The sequence below is a fragment of the Curtobacterium sp. MCLR17_059 genome (assembly GCF_003234665.1).
GTDB lineage: Bacteria > Actinomycetota > Actinomycetes > Actinomycetales > Microbacteriaceae > Curtobacterium > Curtobacterium flaccumfaciens.
In genome coordinates, this window is record NZ_QKSU01000021.1 from 1 (window position 1) to 18,995 (window position 18,995).

Annotated in this window: 19 protein-coding genes; 17 read left to right on the plus strand and 2 right to left on the minus strand. The window is 71.5% G+C overall.

Annotated features, from left to right (window positions below):
- Positions 1–145 precede the first annotated feature (145 nt).
- A complete protein-coding gene (locus DEJ12_RS17535) occupies positions 146–793 on the plus strand; it encodes a DUF1990 family protein (RefSeq protein ID WP_035808235.1) in 648 nt (215 codons plus the stop codon).
- Between the two features lie 106 nt (positions 794–899).
- On the opposite strand, the gene DEJ12_RS17540 is transcribed toward DEJ12_RS17535, so the two are convergent.
- Positions 900–1,592, minus strand: coding sequence for an HAD family hydrolase (locus tag DEJ12_RS17540; RefSeq protein WP_181433187.1), 693 nt, complete (start codon positions 1,590–1,592; stop codon positions 900–902).
- A gap of 29 nt (positions 1,593–1,621) precedes the next feature.
- Between DEJ12_RS17540 and hemW the strand changes: the two genes are divergently transcribed.
- The gene (gene hemW / locus DEJ12_RS17545) at positions 1,622–2,875 is read left to right on the plus strand and encodes a radical SAM family heme chaperone HemW (protein WP_111031147.1); all 1,254 of its coding nucleotides are present in this window, start codon (positions 1,622–1,624) and stop codon (positions 2,873–2,875) included.
- 42 nt (positions 2,876–2,917) lie between these two features.
- Here hemW and DEJ12_RS17550 read toward each other — a convergent pair whose 3' ends face one another.
- Positions 2,918–3,391 carry a DUF4870 domain-containing protein gene (locus DEJ12_RS17550; protein ID WP_309146953.1) on the minus strand — a complete coding sequence of 158 codons (474 nt, stop codon included), beginning with the start codon at positions 3,389–3,391 and terminating at the stop codon, positions 2,918–2,920.
- A 110-nt stretch (positions 3,392–3,501) separates the two neighbouring features.
- On the opposite strand from DEJ12_RS17550, the gene hrcA reads away from it, so the two are divergent.
- From hrcA to DEJ12_RS17625, 15 genes are all read left to right on the plus strand, one after another.
- Positions 3,502–4,521 carry a heat-inducible transcriptional repressor HrcA gene (gene hrcA / locus DEJ12_RS17555; protein WP_027465308.1) on the plus strand — a complete coding sequence of 340 codons (1,020 nt, stop codon included), beginning with the start codon at positions 3,502–3,504 and terminating at the stop codon, positions 4,519–4,521.
- A 33-nt stretch (positions 4,522–4,554) separates the two neighbouring features.
- Positions 4,555–5,670, plus strand: a complete 1,116-nt coding sequence (gene dnaJ, locus DEJ12_RS17560) for a molecular chaperone DnaJ (protein WP_110860415.1) — start codon at positions 4,555–4,557, stop codon at positions 5,668–5,670.
- Positions 5,670–6,407: a 16S rRNA (uracil(1498)-N(3))-methyltransferase gene (locus DEJ12_RS17565; protein WP_111031144.1), complete on the plus strand. Its 738-nt coding sequence runs from the start codon at positions 5,670–5,672 to the stop codon at positions 6,405–6,407. The genes dnaJ and DEJ12_RS17565 overlap by 1 nt, the downstream gene beginning before the upstream one ends.
- A gap of 38 nt (positions 6,408–6,445) precedes the next feature.
- Entirely contained in the window at positions 6,446–6,799 is a 354-nt protein-coding gene (locus tag DEJ12_RS17570) for a histidine triad nucleotide-binding protein (protein ID WP_027465310.1), read from the plus strand.
- Entirely contained in the window at positions 6,789–7,931 is a 1,143-nt protein-coding gene (locus DEJ12_RS17575; protein ID WP_111031145.1) for a PhoH family protein, read from the plus strand. The genes DEJ12_RS17570 and DEJ12_RS17575 overlap by 11 nt, the downstream gene beginning before the upstream one ends.
- The gene (ybeY, locus tag DEJ12_RS17580; RefSeq protein WP_017886675.1) at positions 7,928–8,389 is read left to right on the plus strand and encodes an rRNA maturation RNase YbeY; all 462 of its coding nucleotides are present in this window, start codon (positions 7,928–7,930) and stop codon (positions 8,387–8,389) included. Before DEJ12_RS17575 ends, ybeY begins: the two co-directional genes overlap by 4 nt.
- Positions 8,390–8,392: 3 nt before the next feature.
- A complete protein-coding gene (locus DEJ12_RS17585; protein WP_110864648.1) occupies positions 8,393–9,715 on the plus strand; it encodes a hemolysin family protein in 1,323 nt (440 codons plus the stop codon).
- Positions 9,712–10,650, plus strand: a complete 939-nt coding sequence (gene era / locus DEJ12_RS17590; RefSeq protein ID WP_111023145.1) for a GTPase Era — start codon at positions 9,712–9,714, stop codon at positions 10,648–10,650. Before DEJ12_RS17585 ends, era begins: the two co-directional genes overlap by 4 nt.
- Positions 10,651–10,723: 73 nt before the next feature.
- Positions 10,724–11,962: a sensor histidine kinase gene (locus DEJ12_RS17595; protein ID WP_204166208.1), complete on the plus strand. Its 1,239-nt coding sequence runs from the start codon at positions 10,724–10,726 to the stop codon at positions 11,960–11,962.
- On the plus strand, positions 11,959–12,648 hold the full coding sequence (locus tag DEJ12_RS17600; RefSeq protein WP_035808237.1) for a response regulator transcription factor: 690 nt from the start codon (positions 11,959–11,961) through the stop codon (positions 12,646–12,648). The genes DEJ12_RS17595 and DEJ12_RS17600 overlap by 4 nt, the downstream gene beginning before the upstream one ends.
- A gap of 112 nt (positions 12,649–12,760) precedes the next feature.
- Entirely contained in the window at positions 12,761–13,513 is a 753-nt protein-coding gene (locus tag DEJ12_RS17605) for an ABC transporter ATP-binding protein (protein WP_111023148.1), read from the plus strand.
- Positions 13,510–14,910 carry an ABC transporter permease gene (locus tag DEJ12_RS17610; protein ID WP_111031146.1) on the plus strand — a complete coding sequence of 467 codons (1,401 nt, stop codon included), beginning with the start codon at positions 13,510–13,512 and terminating at the stop codon, positions 14,908–14,910. The genes DEJ12_RS17605 and DEJ12_RS17610 overlap by 4 nt, the downstream gene beginning before the upstream one ends.
- Before the next feature lie 419 nt (positions 14,911–15,329).
- Complete coding sequence (gene leuA, locus DEJ12_RS17615) at positions 15,330–17,105, plus strand: 2-isopropylmalate synthase (protein ID WP_071405366.1); 1,776 nt, start codon at positions 15,330–15,332, stop codon at positions 17,103–17,105.
- A gap of 210 nt (positions 17,106–17,315) precedes the next feature.
- The gene (recO, locus tag DEJ12_RS17620) at positions 17,316–18,170 is read left to right on the plus strand and encodes a DNA repair protein RecO (RefSeq protein ID WP_027465318.1); all 855 of its coding nucleotides are present in this window, start codon (positions 17,316–17,318) and stop codon (positions 18,168–18,170) included.
- Positions 18,167–18,964, plus strand: coding sequence for an isoprenyl transferase (locus DEJ12_RS17625; RefSeq protein ID WP_071251399.1), 798 nt, complete (start codon positions 18,167–18,169; stop codon positions 18,962–18,964). Before recO ends, DEJ12_RS17625 begins: the two co-directional genes overlap by 4 nt.
- The last annotated feature ends 31 nt before the right edge of the window (positions 18,965–18,995 follow it).

Consider the following 18,995-nt stretch of genomic DNA (forward strand, 5'->3'; position numbering starts at 1 on the left):
GTATAAGAGACAGCCTGCTGACGATAGCCGCGGGGCGGGCGGTTGTCGGGCCTCCAGTTCGGGGTGCACGGCGGGTGGGCCGATCCGACGGAGGTGAGCGTGGATCGGTTCGATCCGGGGCGGCCCGCCCAAGTACCATGGAGGCATGAGCATCCGCGGGAGCTACCGGACCGCCCTGACGTACGGCGCGGTGGGGGCGACCCAGGCGTCGGACCTCATGACCTACCCGCCGGACGGCTTCACGCCGGCCGAGTCGCGCGCGCGGATCGGACACGGCGACCAGCGGTTCGAGACCGCCGTCGTGCAGGCGCTGACGTGGCAGATCCAGGAGCGCAGCGGTGTCCGCGTGCGCGTCGAGGAGCAGCCCGACGACGACGAGGTCCGGTACAACCCGGTCACCTTCGACGACGACGGTGTGCCGATCGCGCCGGCGTCCATCGGGACGCCCCGGGTCGAGAAGTTCGCCCCCGACGGCACTCCGCTGCTGACGGCGGGCACCAGCGCGACGCTGACGATCCACGCGTTCGGGCAGACCGTGCTGGCACCGGTGCGCGTCGTGTCGATCATCGACGAGCACGACCGCAAGGGGTTCGCCTACGGCACGCTCGAGGGGCACCCGCTCTCCGGCGAGGAGTCGTTCGTCGTCGAGCGCACCCCGGACGGCTCGGTGTGGCTGCAGGTCCGGCAGTTCTCGCAGCCGGCGAGCCGGAAGTGGCGCTTCGTGGCGCCCTTCGTGCGGCGGCAGCAGAAGGTCATGGCGGAGAAGTACTTGGCGGCGTTGCGGGGCGACTAGGCGTCGCGGCCGCTCGGTCGCGGTCGCGGCCGCTCGGTCGCGGTCGCGGTCGCTCGCGGTCTCGCGACCCCGCCCGCTCCCGCCCGCTCCCGCCCGCTCCCGCTCCTCAGCGGAGCGGTGGGAGCGCGGCGATCGCGTCCTCGATGAGGGCAGCGTCCTGCTGGCAGTCGCGTGCGACGGTCACGGCGTTCGTGTGCCGCAGCGCATCGACGTCGTAGACACCCGTCGCCACGGCCAGGAAGGGGATGCCCGCGGCGTCCGCGGCCTCGCCGTCGCGCGGGGTGTCGCCGACGATGACCGCCCGGGTGCCGACCAGTTCGGCGGCGGCGCGCAGGGTGACCCCGGCCCGCTCGACCTCGGTGTCGCCGAAGTACGAGTGCTCCCAGTCGAAGACGTCGGGGTCGAACCCGGCCCCGGTGAGCTTCACCCGGGCGCGGTACTCGGAGTTGCCGGTGAGCAGGCCGTTGCGCCACCCGAGCTCGGCGAAACGGGTCAGGAGCGCCTTCGCCCCGGGGACGGGGCTGCGGTGGTCGCCGGAAGCGTGCCGTTCGGCGGTGAGGTCGTGCAGGTGCCGACTGACCGAGGGGATCAGGGTGTCCTCGAACGCGTGGGCGTGCACGTGCTCGGCGATGAGCCCGGCGTCGGTCCGGCCGTGCTGGTGCCCGACCCGCAGGGTGAGGTCGCGGCCCACCGCCCGCTCGAGGGCGAGGTGGTAGAGGTTGCCCGGGGACGACGCGTTCATCACGAGGGTGCCGTCGATGTCCCACAGGACCGTGGTGGGGACGGGATGGTGCTCCATGGCTCCCATCATGACGGACAATGGACTCCATGCCGAGTGCTCTCCCGATCGCCGATCCAGCACCAGCGGACGGCCTGATCACCCCGTGGGCGGCAGCGGGCTCCGCTGCCGGGCCGGGGGCTGCTCCCGCCGCCGGTGACGTCCCCTTCGGCGTGTACGTGCACGTGCCGTTCTGCCGCGTTCGCTGCGGGTACTGCGACTTCAACACCTACACGGCGTCGGAGCTCCGCGGCGTCCGTCGCGACGACTACGCCGGGCACGCCGTGCGCGAGATCGAGTGGGCCGCGACCGTCCTCGATCGTTCCGGTGTGCCGCGGCGGCCGGTGTCGACCGTCTTCTTCGGCGGCGGCACCCCGACCATGCTGCCGGCGTCCGACCTGGCGATGATCCTCCGTGCGATCGACGACACCTGGGGCATCCTGCCCGGGGCCGAGGTCACCACCGAGGCGAACCCGGACTCGGTCGACGCGGCGTCGCTCGAGACCCTGCGGGCCGGCGGCTTCAACCGGATCAGCTACGGCATGCAGTCCGCCGTGCCGCACGTGCTCGCCACGCTCGACCGCACGCACGACCCGCTCCGGGTCCCCGTCGTCGTCGACCTCGCGAAGCAGCAGGGACTCGACGTCTCGCTCGACCTCATCTACTCGACGCCGGGGGAGTCCCTCGCCGACTGGCGGACCTCGCTCGACGCCGCGATCGCCTGCGAGCCCGACCACGTGTCGGCGTACTCGCTCATCGTCGAGGACGGCACCGCGATGGGCCGCATGGTCGCCCGCGGCGAGCTCCCCGCCCCCGACGACGACCTGGCCGCCGACATGTACGAGCTCGCCGACCAGGTGCTCGGCGACGCCGGCTACTCCTGGTACGAGGTGTCGAACTGGGCGCGCGGCGACGCGCACGCGAGCCGCCACAACCTGTCGTACTGGAAGGGCCACGACTGGTGGGGCGTCGGCCCCGGCGCGCACTCCGCCGTCGCCGGTACGCGCTGGTGGAACGTCAAGCACCCGGCCGCGTACGCGAACCGGGTGCTGTCGGGGGAGTCGCCGGCCGCCGGCCGCGAGACCATCGACGACGAGACGCGGTACGTCGAGCGCCTGCTGCTCGCGGCGCGGGTCCGCGGGGAGCTCGCGACGAGCGAGATCCGCCAGGAGGCCCGTGGCCGGGTCGCCGGCCTCATCGCGCGCGGACTCGTGGACGGGTCGGCCGCGGTGCGGGGACGTATCGACCTGACCCTGCAGGGTCGCCTGCTCGCCGACGCGGTGGTGCGGGAGCTGCTCGACTGAGGGGCGTGCGCACTGCTTGGTGCGCACTGCTTGCCGCTGCCGCTACTGCTTGATGAACTCGATCGAGAGCGGGTAGCGGTAGAACTGGCCCTGGTTCGCGGCGACCGCCGCCATGATGCTGAAGATCAGCGACACGATCGCAGCGGCGAGGATGATCAGGAACCCGACGCCGAACACCGATGTGAGCGAACCGACGAAGTACGCGATCGCCATCGTGATGTGGAAGTTCAGGGCGACCCGGGTGTGCTCTCGGATGAAGCCGCCTCGATCGCGGAGGACCAGGTAGGCGACGAGCGGCGCGACGACGGTGAAGAAGATCCCACCGATGTGCGTCAGCGTGGCCCACAGGCGCTGGTCCTCCGGGCTCATCGGCTGGGGCGGGGTGTAGCCGGCGGGGTACTGCGGCCCGCCGGGGTACTGGGTCCCGCCGGGCTGCTGGGGGCCACCGGGGCCGTGGCCGTACTGGCCGCCGGGCTGCTCGGGTCCGGGGCCGTCGGGCTGCTGTCCGTAGGTCATGGCGGAAGCGTATCGGCCGACCGCCCGGAAGTCCCGGGCCGTCAGCGGTCGGGCGTAGGATCAGCAGTCGACACGTCCGAGTGCCAGGTCGATCGGGAAAGGAGGCGCTCGTGGTCAGTGAACGCAGCCTCGAGGTCCTCAAGGCCATCGTGCGCGACTACGTGGCGTCGCGTGAACCCGTCGGGTCGAAGACCATCGTCGAGCGGCACGCCTTCGGGGTCAGCGCCGCGACGATCCGCAACGACATGGCCCTGCTCGAGGACGAGCAGCTGATCGCCGCACCGCACACCTCGTCCGGGCGCGTGCCGACCGACAAGGGGTACCGCGTCTTCGTGGACCACCTGGCGGGTGCCCGTCCGCTCTCCAGCGCGCAGCGGCACGCCATCGAGACCTTCCTCGGCGCCCCGAACGACCTCGACGAGGTCCTCGGGCGCACCGTCCGGCTGCTCAGCCAGCTCACCAACCAGGTCGCCCTGGTGCAGTACCCCTCGATGGTGCGCGCCCGGGTGCAGCACGTCGAGCTCGTCCGGCTCGGTGACGCCCGGTTGATGGTGGTGCTCATCACCGACACCGCCCGCGTCGAACAGCGCGTGGTCGAGACCGACGTCCCGCTCGACGAAGACTCGCTGGGCGAACTCCGCACCGTGGTGAACGGCGCGACCGTGGGACTCCTGCTGCAGGACGTCCCGACCGCGCTCCGAGCCGTGCCGCAGCAGCTCCGCCCCGACGCCCAGACGCTCGGCGGGGTCGTCGTCGCCACGCTCATCGAGCAGGTCGCGGCGAACCGGCAGGACCGCCTGCTGATGGCCGGTGCGGCCAACCTGGCGAAGAGCGAGCAGGACTTCTCCGGCGGCCTCTTCCCGGTGCTCGAAGCGATCGAGGAACAAGTCACCCTGCTCCGGTTGTTCGGGGAGATGCAGGTGGACGACATCGCGGTGGCGGCCAGCATCGGCGTCGAGAACGCCGAGTACGGACTCGACGCCACGAGCATCGTCGCCGGCGGCTACCTGGCCGGTGGCGAGGTGGCCCGCCTGGGCGTCCTCGGACCGACCCGCATGGACTACGGCACGAACATGGCGGCCGTCCGCGCCGTCGCCCGCTACCTGTCCAAGCTCCTGGGCGAACACTGACCAACCGACCGAACCCAACCGACTGAGGGATACGTGGCAGACCACTACGACGTCCTCGGCGTCCAGCGAGACGCCTCCGATGCCGACATCAAGAAGGCCTACCGCCGCCTGGCGCGTGAGCTCCACCCGGACGTGAACCCGGCACCCGACGCCGCCGAGCGCTTCAAGGACGTGACGCACGCGTACGACGTGCTGAGCGACCCCGAGCAGCGACGCCGGTACGACGCCGGCCCGCAGGCCGACAGCCCCTTCGGTGGTGGCGCCGGTGGATTCAGCGACATCTTCGACGCCTTCTTCGGCGGCGGCGGCGGTGGCGGCGGCCGTGGCTCGGGCCCGCGCAGCCGTGCCGAGCGCGGCCAGGACGCCCTGCTCCGCATCGAGGTCGACCTCGACGAGGTCGTCTTCGGAACCCACAAGGACGTCGAGGTCGACACGGCGGTGCTGTGCGAGACCTGCCACGGCTCCTGCTGCGCACCGGGCACCAGCCCGCGCACGTGCGACATCTGCGGCGGCTCCGGGCACATCCAGCGCCAGGTGCGTTCGCTCCTGGGCAACGTGGTGACGAGCGCCCCGTGCGGCACCTGCCGCGGGTACGGCACCGTCATCCCGAGCCCCTGCCCGACCTGCCAGGGTCAGGGCCGCGTCCGCGCACGTCGCACCGTGCCGGTGGACGTCCCCGCGGGCGTCGACTCCGGCCTGCGCCTCCAGATGCCCGGCCAGGGCGAGGTCGGTCCGGCCGGCGGTCCGTCCGGCGACCTGTACCTCGAGATCCGTGTACGCCACGACGACGTCTTCAGCCGTGACGGCGACGACCTGCTGGCGACGCTCGAAGTCGGCATGACCGACGCCGTCCTCGGCACGACCACCACGATCGACGGCCTCGACGGTCCGGTCGAGCTGGAGATCCGGCCCGGCGTGCAGAGCGCCGACGTCCTCGTCATCAAGGACCGCGGCATCACGAAGCTGCGCGGGAACGGCCGCGGTGACCTGCGGGTCGGCGTGCAGGTCGTCACCCCGACCAAGCTGTCCCACAAGGAACGGCAGCTGGTCGAGCAGCTCGCGAAGTCGCACAAGACCACCGCCCCGCAGCTCGCCCGGTTCCAGCAGGGCATGTTCGGCAAGCTCCGCGACCGGTTCTTCAACCACTGATGGCGTCGCTGTACCTCGTCGACTCGCTGGACGGCGTCGCCGTCGGTGACCCGGTGTCGCTCGACGGCGCCGAGGGCCGGCACGCGGTCTCCGTCGCGCGCGTCCGGGTCGGCGAGGTCCTGCGGATCGCCGACGGTCGGGGCACCGTGGTGTCCGGGCCGGTCACCACGCTCGGCAAGGACACGCTGGAGCTCGCGGTCGAGACCGTCGAGCACCAGGATGCACCGCGCCCGTCGCTGACCCTCGTGCAGGCCCTGGCGAAGGGCGGCCGTGACGAGATGGCGGTGCAGGCGGCGACCGAGATCGGCGTCGACCGGGTCGTGCCGTGGTCGGCCGCGCGCAGCGTCTCCCGGTGGGACGGCGCGAAGGTCGAGAAGGGCCGTGCCCGGTGGGCATCGATCGCGCACGAGGCCGCGAAGCAGGCGATCCGTCCGCGCGTGCCCGTCGTCGCGCCGCTGGTGACGACCGGACAGCTCGTGTCCGCGCTCGGGGAGGGGACCGCCCTCGTCCTGCTCGACCCGACCGCGACCGTGCGACTCGCCACCTGGGAACCCCCGACGGACGCCGAGGACATCGCACTCGTCGTCGGTCCCGAAGGCGGCATCGACGGCGCGGAGCTCGACCGGCTCGAGGCCGCGGGTGCCGTGCGGGTCCGACTCGGTGACAGCGTGCTCCGCACGTCCACCGCCGGACCGGCGGCACTCGCTGTCCTGCAGGCGCGACTGGGCCGCTGGTGAGCCGGACCACGCCGTCGGGCGCGTCCTACGATGGAGCCATGAGCAGCAGCACGCCCAGCGTCTTCTCCAAGATCATCGCGCGCGAGATCCCGGCGACCATCGTCGCCGAGGACGACCGCGTGATCGCGATCGAGGACATCGCCCCGAAGGCTCCCGTCCACGTGCTCGTCGTCCCCAAGACCGAGCAGTACGCGAACGTCGGCGAACTCGCAGCGGGCGACCCCGACCTGCTGGCCCACGTCGTCGCCACTGCGCAGCGCATCGCCGACGAGCGCGCCGACGGCCAGTTCCGACTCGTCTTCAACACCGGCGAAGCCGCCGGTCAGACCGTGTTCCACGTGCACGCGCACGTACTCGCAGGTGAACTGCAGGAAGGCACCCTTGCCGGTTAACGAACCAGTACAGCCCACCGCCGCCGACGACGAGCCCGTCTCGGTCTCGCTCCAGGTCGACGGCATCGCCATGGTGCAGCTGCTCGGCCCCCAGGACCGTCTGCTCAAGACGGTCGAGCGCCAGTACCCGGGCGTCCGGGTCGTCGTCCGTGGCAACGAGGTCACGCTGACCGGGCCCGAGCGCGACGTCGCCCGCGCGAAGGCGCTCGTCGACGAGCTCGTCGGCATGGTCAGGCGCGGGCAGGAGATCGGCCCGGCCGACATCCCGATGTCGGCACGGATCCTCGACGACGACCGCAAGCCGTCCGACACCTTCGGCACCCCGATCGTGTCGAGCCGCGGCAAGTCCGTCCGCCCGAAGACGGACGGGCAGCGTGCCTACGTCGACGCCATCGACGAGCACACCATCACGTTCGGCATCGGTCCGGCCGGTACCGGCAAGACGTACCTGGCGATGGCCAAGGCCGTGCAGGCGCTGCAGCGGCGCGAGGTCACCCGGATCATCCTCACCCGTCCCGCGGTCGAGGCCGGCGAGCGGCTCGGCTTCCTGCCGGGCACGCTGACCGACAAGATCGACCCGTACCTGCGCCCGCTGTACGACGCCCTGAACGAGATGATGGACCCGGAGCTGGTCCCGAAGCTCCTGGCGGCCGGCACCGTCGAGGTTGCCCCGTTGGCGTACATGCGCGGCCGGACGCTCAACGACTCCTTCGTGGTGCTCGACGAGGCGCAGAACACCACGCCCGAGCAGATGAAGATGTTCCTGACCCGCCTCGGGTTCGGTTCGAAGATGGTCATCACGGGCGACATCACCCAGGTCGACCTGCCGGGCAACGTCTCCGGTCTCCGGCTCGTGACCCGCATCCTCGACGAGGTCGAGGACATCCACTTCGCCAGTCTCGGCAGCGAGGACGTGGTCCGCCACACCCTCGTCGGCCGGATCGTCGACGCCTACACGGTCTACGACGAGGAGCGCCTCGCCGAGCAGGCCGGGCAGCGCCCCGGTGGCCGTGGCACCGCCCCGGTCGGCAACCCCGACGGCGCCAACCGCGCCGAACGCCGTGGGCGCCCGCCGCAGGACCGCGCACGACCCCCGTACCCCCAGAACGACGCCCGAGGAGGCACCCGGTGAGCATCGAGCTCAACAACGAGTCCGGCGTCGAGGTGGACGAGGCCGCGATCCAGCGGCTCGCCGCCTTCGCCCTGGACGCGATGCACGTCCACGCCGATGCGGAGCTCGCGATCGTGCTGGTCGACGAGGGCGCGATGGAGCAGCTGCACGTGCGGTGGATGGACGAGCCCGGTCCGACGGACGTCCTGAGCTTCCCGATGGACGAACTGCGTCCCGGCACCGAGGACGACCCCACGCCGGCCGGGCTGCTGGGCGACATCGTGCTCTGCCCGCAGGTGGCCGAGGAGCAGGCGAAGACCGCCGGGCACTCGAGCACCGACGAGATGCTGCTGCTCACCTGCCACGGCATCCTGCACCTGCTCGGCTTCGACCACGCCGAGCCCGACGAGAAGGCCGAGATGTTCGGCATCCAGGGCGAGATCCTGACCGCCTTCGCCGCCCAGCACCGAGGGCGGTAGCCGGTGGTCGTCGTCGCCGGACTCCTCGCGGTGGCGCTGGGGCTCGTCGTGCTCGGCGGGCTCCTCGCCGCGAGCGACGCCGCGCTCTCGGTGGTCTCCCGTGCCGACCTCGAGGAGATCGCCAGGGGCAACAAACGCCGCCGCGCCATCGAGGCGATCGCGGACGACGTCGGGGCGCACGTCAACGCGCTGAACTTCTTCCGCGTCCTCGCCGAGACCGCCGCTGCGGTGCTCGTGACGATCGCCCTCGTGCGCGCCTTCGACAGCTGGTGGCTCGCACTCGTGCTCTCCGCCGCGATCATGACCGCGGTGTCGTTCGTGCTGGTCGGGTCGAGCCCGCGCAGCGTCGGACGCGCCCACGCCGAGCGGCTGATCGGTGCGACCGGCGGCATCGTCCGTGGGGTCCGCATCGTGCTCGGTCCGCTGGCCGGGCTGCTCGTCCGGATCGGCGACCGGGTCACCCCCGGCCGCGGCCGGAGCGCCTCCACCGTGTCGAGCGAGGAGCAGCTGCTCTCGCTCGTCGACGAGGCCACCGAGAGCAACGTGCTCGAGGACGAGGACCGCGAACTCATCCACTCCGTGTTCGAGTTCAGCGACACCCTGGTGCGCGAGGTCATGGTGCCCCGCACGGACATGCTCACCGTCGACGGAGCCGAGACGCTCGCCGCGGCCATGGAGCAGTTCCTGGCCGCCGGGGTGTCCCGGATGCCGGTGACCGGCAAGGACAGCGACGACGTGCGGGGCGTGCTCTACCTGCGCGACGTCGCACGGTCGCTGTACGAACGACCGGCGTCCCGCAGCGAGCGGGTCAGCCGGCTGCTGCGGCCCGCGGAGTTCGTGCCGGAGTCGAAGCACGCCGACGACACCCTGCGGCACATGCAGGTCGCCAAGAACCACCTGGTGCTGGTGGTCGACGAGTACGGCGGAGTCGCCGGGCTCGTGACCATGGAGGACCTCATCGAAGAGCTCGTCGGGGACATCTCCGACGAGTACGACCGCGCCGTCGTCGACCGGACCGAGGTCGAACCGGGCATCTGGCGGATCTCCGCCCGACTGCCGATCGACGAGCTCGGCGACCTGTTCGGCATCGAGCTCGACGACGACGACGTCGACACCGCCGGTGGCCTGCTCACCAAGGAGCTCGGACACCTGGCGGTCTCCGGCGACACCGTCACCGTGTCCGGGGTCGTCCTGACCGCCGACCGGGTCGAGGGCAAGCGCCGCCACCTCATCACCGTGCTCGCCGAGCGCACCCATGCCCTGGCCGACGTCGAGGACGCCTTCGACGACGCCGAACCCACCACGACGGGAACCACGCACGCATGACCGACACCGACACCACCCAGGCCGGCTCGGACAAGCCCTACCGCGCGGGCTTCGTCTCGTTCGTCGGCCGCCCGAACGTCGGCAAGTCGACGCTGACCAACGCCCTGGTGGGCGAGAAGGTCGCCATCACCTCGTCCAAGCCGCAGACCACCCGGCGCGCCATCCGCGGGATCGTGCACCGGCCCGACGGCCAGGTGATCATCGTCGACACCCCGGGCGTGCACCGTCCGCGCACCCTGCTCGGCGAACGGCTCAACGACCTCGTGCAGTCCACCCTCGGCGACGTCGACGTGATCGGGTTCTGCGTGCCGGCGAACGAGCCCGTCGGTCCCGGTGACCGGTTCATCAACGACACGCTCGACCAGTACCCGCGCGCCAAGAAGATCGCGATCGTCACGAAGATCGACAGCGCCTCCAAGGACCGCGTCGGTGAGCAGCTGCTGGCCGTCTCGAAGCTCCGCGACTGGGACGCTGTGGTGCCGACCTCGGGCACCCGGGGCATGCAGCTCGAAGACCTGCTCGGCGTCGTCACGAGCCTGCTGCCCGAGTCGCCGCAGCTGTACGACTCGAGCGCCGTGACCGAGGAGACCGACGAGGAGCGCATCGGGGAGCTCATCCGCGAAGCCGCGCTCGAGGGCGTCCGCGACGAGCTGCCGCACTCGCTCGCCGTGGTCATCGAGGACATCGTCGAGCCCGACGCCGACGAGGACGCCGACGGCCCCCTGCGCATCTTCGCGAACCTGTTCGTCGAGCGGGACAGCCAGAAGGCGATCGTCATCGGACACAAGGGCGAGCGCCTGAAGGACGTCGGTTCGCGGGCCCGCGTCGAGATCGAGTCGCTGCTCGGCGGCCGGCACGTCTACCTGAACATCCGCGTGAAGGTGGCCAAGGAGTGGCAGCGTGACCCGAAGCAGCTCGGACGCCTCGGTTTCTGACCGTCCGCCGTTCGCACCCCGGGTCATCCGGGCGAGGGACGCGGGGACGAGCGGCCCGCCGTACCGTGGACGGGTGTTCCGTCCCATGCTGCGCGCGCAGGTCATCACCGACCTGCTGATCGCCGTGCTGCTCGGCGGCCTCGTGCTGGTCGCCAGCGGGCGCGGGATCGACGGGCCGTTGTCCGTGGTCACCGTCGTCGGGATGACCGCCGCCCTGGCACTCCGGCGCCTGTCACCCGGTCTCGCCCTGGCCGTGGCGTGGGTGTTCGCGGTCTTCGAGATGGTCACCCTGCAGGTGCCGGACGTGTCGAACGCGTTCATCGCCGGCGTCATGTACACGACGAGTGCGTACGGCAGCCGCCGTGTGCGGCTGGCCGGGCTCGTGTCGGCGATCGTCGGGTCCGTCGCCGCGGCGGCGTACATGGGCTTCGACGACTACCAGAACCGGCTCACCTACGAGACCGCCTCCACGCCGCTGCAGGAGTCCCTGCAGGTCACGCTCTCGTTCTTCGCCGTCGTCCTGCTCCTCCTGCTCCTGCCGTGGCTCGCCGGACTCGTGGTCCGGACCCGTCGCTCGGCGAGCATGAGTCGCGAGGCCCAGCTGCTCGCCGAACGTGACGCCGCGCGGGCCGACCGGGCCGTCGCGGTCGAGCAGGAGCGCGTGCGGATCGCCCGCGACATGCACGACATCGTCGCGCACTCGCTCGCGGTGGTCATCGCGCAGTCCGACGGCGCCCGGTACGCCCTGAAGGCCGACCCCGCGGTGGCCGACCAGGCCCTCAGCACCATCTCGGCCACGGCCCGGCGCGCACTCGGCGACGTGCGCGAACTCCTCGGCGCGCTCCGGCACGAGCAGGGGACCGCGCCGACGCCCGAGATCGACGACATCGACCGGCTCGTCGACGAGATGCGGCAGCTCGGGCTCGATGTGCGCGTGGAGCGCGAGGGCGATCCCGCGGGGCTGCCGACCACCACGCAGCTCGCGGTCTACCGGATCGTGCAGGAGAGCCTGACGAACGCGTACAAGCACGGAGAGCCCGGCAGCCCGGTGCGTGCCGCCCTGACCTACCGGCCGGACACGGTCGAGATCGCCGTCGTGAACCGCCGTGCCGATGACGGTGTCCGCGGCCCCGGCACGGGCCACGGCCTGGTCGGCATGCGCGAGCGCGCCGTGATGACCGGCGGCACCATGACCGCCGGGGCCCGAGGGGACGACTTCGCGGTCGCCGTCCGGATGCCGACCGTCCCGGCCAGCGGGCAGATGCCCCGGGGCCGGATCACCCCGACCGAGCAGGAGCGCACCGCCCGATGACCACGATCCCGACCGACGAGCACTCAATCCGCGTCGCCCTCGTCGACGACCAGGCGCTGTTCCGCACCGGCATCCGGATGCTCATCGACTCGCAGCCCGACCTGCGGTTCGTCGGCGAGGCGGGCGACGGTGCCGAGGGGGTCGAACTCGTCCGACGCACCCGTCCCGACGTGGTGCTGATGGACGTCCGGATGCCCGTGATGGACGGCATCACGGCGACCGGTCACATCGTCGAGCAGTCGGGCACCGACGGCGCGAAGGTCCTCGTGCTGACCACGTTCGACTTCGACGAGGCCGCCGCCAAGGCCATCCGCGCAGGCGCGAGCGGGTTCGTGCTCAAGGACGCCGACCCCGAGTTCCTGCTCGCGGCGGTCCGGACCGTGCACGCCGGCACCGCGGTGTTCGCCGCGTCGGCCACGCGGGAGCTCCTGCGCCGGTACGACGACTCGGTCGGCCGCGCCGCCGCCGTCCCCGCGGCCTTCGCCGACCTCACCCCGCGTGAGCGCGAGATCTTCGACCTGGCCGCCCGGGGGTTCAGCAACAGCGAGATCGCCCAGCACGAGTACGTCAGTGAGGCGACCGTGAAGACGCACATCTCGCGGGTCCTGACGAAGCTCGAACTCCGCGACCGGGTGCGGCTCGTCGTCTTCGCCCACGAACACGGGCTCGTCACCAAGGCCGACTGAGGCCGGGTCATCCGCGGGGATGACCCCTCCACAGGCAACCGAGCCGAGCGGACGATCCACAGGAGCCGACCGGGCGACGCGGGACAGGACCGCTGACCGTCATCGTGGATGCATGACCACGAGCCACGCCCCGATCATCCGCCTCGACCACGTGTCCAAGCACTACGGCGACGACGCCCGACGTGTGACCGCGCTCGACGACGTCAGCGTCGACATCGGCGCGGGGGAGTTCACCGCGGTGATGGGCCCGTCGGGGTCCGGCAAGTCGACGCTCATGCACGTCGCGGCCGGCCTCGACGCCGTGTCCACCGGTCGGATCCAGATCGACGGCGTCGACATCACGGCCCTGGGCGACAAGGACCTCACCGAGCTGCGTCGTCGTCGGCTGGGCTTCGTGTTCCAGTCGTTCAACCTCGTCCCGACGCTGGACGTCAGCGAGAACATCCGGCTGCCGTTCCTGCTCGGTGGGCACAAGCCCTCGCGTGAGGAGACCGCCTGGATCGACCGGCTGGTCGAGATGCTCGGGCTCGGCAACCGGCTGACCCATCGTCCGCACCAGCTCTCCGGCGGGCAGCAGCAGCGCGTCGCCATCGCACGGGCACTCGCTTCGCGGCCGGCGGTGGTCGTCGCCGACGAACCGACGGGCGCGCTCGACTCCCGCACGGGGCGCGACGTGCTCGCGATCCTCCGCGGTGCCGTCCAGGAGTGGGGCCAGAGCGTCGTCATGGTCACGCACGACCCGGTGGCGGCCGCGAACGCCGACCGGATCCTGTTCCTGGCCGACGGCCGGATCGTCGCCGACCGCCCCGCGATGGACGCCGGCGCGATCTCCACGACGATGCTCGGGATGGAGGCAGCAGCGTGAACGGCATCCGCTCCTTCGCCCCCACCGTCCTGGTCGCCGCCCTCGGCACCACGTTCGGTTCCGCCCTCGTCATCGCGCCGGGGATCGTGACCGAGGCGCTCCGAGCCGCCGGGGTCGCCGACCTCGGCCCGATCAAGGCGATCCTGTCGGTGGTCGGGTGGCTGTTCCTCGGCATCGCGCTCTACGTCGGCGCGATCGTCACCGCGAACACCTGCGCCACCCTGATCGCCGGACAGACCCGGATCATCGCCCTGCAGCGGCTGGTCGGCGCGACCGGTGCGACCCTGCGGGCGCGGATCACCCGCACCGGCCTGGTGGTCGGCGTGCTCGGCGGCGTCGTCGGTGCCGTGGTGGGGACCGCGCTCTCGGCCCTGTTCGTCATCGTCCTGCGGGGCAACGGGGTCCTGCCCGACGCCGAGTACACGTACGTGCCGTGGGAGCTCGTCCTGCCGGTCGTGGCCGTCGTCCTCGCCACCTGGGGTGCCTTCGCTGCCGGGTCGCGCCGCGTGCTCACCGTCACCCCGCTCGAAGCGCTGTCGTCGTCCGTCGAGCCGAGCCACGACGACGTCCGGTCCGGCACGGCCCGCAAGGTCTGGTCGATCGTGCTCATGGCCGGCGGTGCTGTGCTCATGCTGCTCGGGCTCGCGGTGAGCTCGCTGTCCCCGGTCGCGGTCCTGCCGGCGGCGCTCGGCGGGTTCGTGTCCTTCGCGGGGGTCGCCGTGGGGGCGACGATCGTGATGCCGCCCGTGCTGCAGCTCATCGGCCGCATCGGCTCGCACGACCCCGTCGTCCTGCTCGCCGGACGGAACGCGATGCGGGCGCCGGGGCGGTCCTCGCGGGCGACCATCGGGCTCGTCATCGGCGTCACCCTGCTCGTCACCTTCGCGGTCGCGCTCGGCATCATGCAGCACGTGCTCGAGACCGAGATGCGCGCCATGAGCGCCGGGAGCGCCACCCCCGAGATGATCGAGGCGCAGCGGGACCTCTTCGTGCAGATCAACGCCGTCGTCAGCGTGATCGTCGGGTTCTCCGCCGTGATCGCCGCCGTCGGGGTCGTCAACGCCCTGGCGCTCGGGGTGCTCCAGCGTCGACGCGAACTCGGGCTGCTTCGGGTGCTCGGCCTGACCGGTGCGCAGGTCCGACGGATGATCGTGACCGAGGCCGTGCAGATGGTCGTCGCGGCCGTCGTCGCGGGGCTCGCACTCGGCACGCTGTACGGCTGGGTCGGCGGGCAGACGCTCCTCGGCTCGCTCGGGACGCCCGTGGCACCGGTGCTGCCGCCGCTGACCATCGGCATCGTGGTGATCGGCGCGCTGGTCCTGGCGGTCGTCGCCACCATCGCGCCGGTGCGGCGCGCGATGCGCGTCCCGCCGACCGAGGCCCTCGCGGTCGACTGACCCGTCGCCCTGGTCACGCCATGCGACGACACGGGAGGCCCGGTGCCAGCTGGCACCGGGCCTCCCGTCCGTCGTGGGGTCGCGCCGACGTGCCCTGCCCGGCCCCGCCACGCCGCTCACGTCCGCCGAGGTGTCACGAACCGTCGTCTGGACGCGGCCCGGGCGACACAACGTGACCACTCGGTGACCGGCCCGCGGCAGGTCTCGACCACTCGGCACCCCGTTCGGAAGCAGCGGGCAGTCCCACGTCACACGCTTGCGCCCGCCCGCTGCTCCGGTGCTACCGTGGGTCCCGATGTACTCGGCACTCCTCCTCCTTCGCTGCCGCGACGAGGCCTGACACTCCGGCCCACCTCGTCGCGGAGTCCGTCGTGGCCGCACCACAACAGCTCACGAACACGCGACGAAAGCGAAGAACGATGCAGAACACCCAGCAGCCCTCCGGGATGCCGATCCACAAGTACGTCCCGTTCCACGAGCAGATCAGCGTCGACCTGCCGGACCGGACCTGGCCCACGAAGCGCATCGACAAGGCACCGCGCTGGTGTGCGGTCGACCTGCGTGACGGCAACCAGGCCCTCATCGACCCGATGGACGCCGAGCGCAAGCGGGCGATGTTCGACCTCCTCGTCCGGATGGGCTACAAGGAGATCGAGGTCGGGTTCCCGAGCGCCTCGCAGACCGACTTCGACTTCGTCCGGTCGCTGATCGACGAGGGCGCGATCCCCGACGACGTCACCATCCAGGTGCTGACCCAGGCGCGCGAACACCTCATCCAGCGCACCTACGAGGCGATCGACGGCGCGAAGCAGGCCATCGTCCACCTGTACAACTCGACGAGCATCGTGCAGCGCGAGGTCGTCTTCCGCACCGACGTGCAGGGCGTGGTGGACATCGCGGTCACCGGTGCGAAGCTCTGCAAGGCGGCCGAAGCCACGCTGCAGCACGACACGACGATCTACTACGAGTACTCGCCGGAGTCCTACACGGGCACCGAACTCGAGGTCGCACTGGAGATCTGCAACGCCGTCCTCGAGGTCTTCGAGCCGACGCCCGAGCGCAAGGTCATCATCAACCTGCCCGCGACCGTCGAGATGGCCACGCCGAACGTCTACGCCGACTCGATCGAGTGGATGTCCCGCCGCCTCGCCCACCGCGAGGACGTCATCCTGTCGCTGCACCCGCACAACGACCGCGGCACCGCGGTGGCGGCCGCCGAGCTCGGCTACATGGCCGGCGCCGACCGCATCGAGGGCTGCCTGTTCGGCAACGGTGAGCGCACCGGCAACGTGGACCTGGTCGCCCTCGGCATGAACCTGTTCACGCAGGGCATCGACCCGGAGATCTCGTTCGCCGACATCGACCAGGTGAAGCGCACCGTCGAGTACTGCAACCAGCTGCCGGTGCCCGAGCGCCAGCCGTGGGCGGGCGACCTCGTGTACACGGCGTTCAGCGGCTCGCACCAGGACGCCATCAACAAGGGCTTCGAGGCGATGAAGGCCAAGGCCGCCGCCGCGGGCAAGGACATCGACGAGATCGAGTGGGCGGTGCCGTACCTGCCCGTCGACCCGAAGGACATCGGCCGGTCGTACGAGGCCGTCATCCGCGTCAACTCGCAGTCCGGCAAGGGCGGTGTGGCGTACCTGCTCAAGACCGACCACGCCCTCGACCTGCCCCGCAAGCTGCAGATCGAGTTCTCCGGCGTCGTGCAGCGGCACACCGACACCGAGGGCGGCGAGTTCTCGTCGCAGCGCATCTGGGACGTGTTCCAGGACGAGTACCTGCCCGCGTCGATCGACGACGAGAAGTGGGGCCGGTACGAGCTCACCAAGACCGCGACGTCGAGCGACTTCGAGGGCACGACCTCGCTGTCCGTGGCACTCCGGGTCGACGAGGGTGCGGTCACGGCCGAGGCCGTCGGCACCGGTCCCATCGACGCGTTCCTGAAGGTGCTCGCCGAGCAGGGCGTCCAGGTCACGCTGTACGACTACTCGGAGCACACGATGAGCGCCTCCGGTGACGCGAAGGCCGCGTCCTACGTCGAGCTCGACGTCGACGGCGTGCGTCTGTGGGGCGTCGGCATCGACGCCGACATCTCGACGGCGTCGCTCAAGGCGATCGTGTCCGCGGTGAACCGCGCGGTGCGCGCGGGTGCCGCGGCCGGCGCCGACGCGCCGGAGCTCGTCTCCGCCTGAGACGCGACCGGCCCAGGAGGCGCGGTGCGGGTCCGTCCCGCACCGCGCCTCCTGTCTGTGCCCGGTCTTTCCCCCGTCACGCGCGATGGCAGGTCGAATCGGGCGTACCTGGTCGTTTCTTCCGACCAGGTACGCCCGATTCCACTCGGTACCCCCGAGCCCCGCCCCGCACCGCACGCGGCTGTCGGCGGGGCGGGGGATACTGGGGGCATGCCGCTGTACCGGGACGAGTGCGTCGTGTTGCGCACCCACAAGCTCGGTGAAGCCGACCGCATCGTCACGATGCTCTCGCGGCAGCACGGCAAGATCCGTGCCGTGGCCAAGGGCGTGCGACGAACGGCGTCGAAGTTCGGCAGCCGGCTCGAACCGTTCATGGTCGTGGACGCCCAGTTCTACGAGGGCCGGTCGCTCGACATCGTCACCCAGGCGGAGTCCCTCGGCGCGTACGGGGCCCAGATCGTCGCCGACTACGGCGCGTACACCGCGGCCAGCGCCATGGTCGAGACCGCCGACCGACTGAGCGAGGCCGACGCCGGGCTGCAGCAGTACCTGTTGCTCGTCGGGGCGCTCCGCTCGTTGTCGCGCGGTGAGCACCAGTCCAGCGCGACCCTCGACTCCTACCTGCTCCGCGCGATGAGCATCGCGGGGTGGGCGCCCTCGTTCAGCGACTGTGCGGTGACGGGGGAGCCCGGCCCGCACTCGGCGTTCGTGGTGCAGCTCGGCGGTGTCGTCGCCGACCGTGCGGCACCCCCGGGCACGCCGCGGCTCGACCCGGCGACGCTCGGTGTGCTCGGATCCCTGCTCGCCGGCGACTGGGCGACGGTCGACGCCACGGATGAGCGGACGCGTTCGCGGGCCTCCGGCGTGGTCGCGGCCTACGCCCAGTGGCACCTGGAACGATCGCTCAGGTCCCTGCCGCACGTCGACCGCTCCGAACACCCGATGCCGGTGCCGCAGACCCACGGCGGACCCGAGGCGACAGCACGTGCAGTGGCCTCGACCCCGGCACCCGCCGTGCCCGAGCCCGACCCTGATCCCGCTGTCGAAGGAGCCCCCACCGCATGAGCCCCCGCCGCCCCGACGACGTCGAACCGTTCCGCCCGATCGACTGGACCGGCGAGACGCCCCCGGCGATCCCGGCCCGGTTCGTGCCGGAGCACGTGGCCATCGTCATGGACGGCAACGGCCGGTGGGCGAACGGCCGCGGCCTGACCCGGATCGAGGGGCACAAGGCGGGCGAGGCCTCACTGCTCGACGTCGTCGCCGGGGCGATCCAGATCGGCGTCGGGCACGTGTCGGCGTACGCGTTCTCGACCGAGAACTGGAAGCGCTCCCCGGAAGAGGTCCGGTTCCTGATGGGCTTCAACCGCGACGTCATCCGCCGTCGCCGTGACCAGCTGCACCAGTGGGGCGTCAAGGTGCGGTGGGCCGGCCGGCGTCCGCGGCTGTGGCGGAGCGTCATCGACGAGCTCGAGACCGCCGAGCGGATGACGGCGGGCAACGACGTCCTCACGCTGACGATGTGCGTGAACTACGGCGGCCGGAACGAGATCGTCGACGCCGTGCGGGGCATGGCCGAGGACGTCGCAGCCGGTCGCCTGAAGCCGAGCCAGGTCACCGAGAAGGCCCTGGCGAAGCGGCTGTACGTGCCCGAGATGCCCGACGTCGACCTGTTCCTCCGGAGCTCGGGGGAGCAGCGCACGAGCAACTTCCTGCTGTGGCAGTCCGCCTACGCCGAGATGGTGTTCCTCGACCGGCTCTGGCCGGACTTCCGTCGCACCGACCTGTGGGGTGCGATCGAGGAGTACGCCAGCCGCGACCGACGCTACGGCGGCGCGGTCGACACCCCGACGGCCTAGCCCGAGCCCCAGCCCAAGCCCGAGCCCGAGC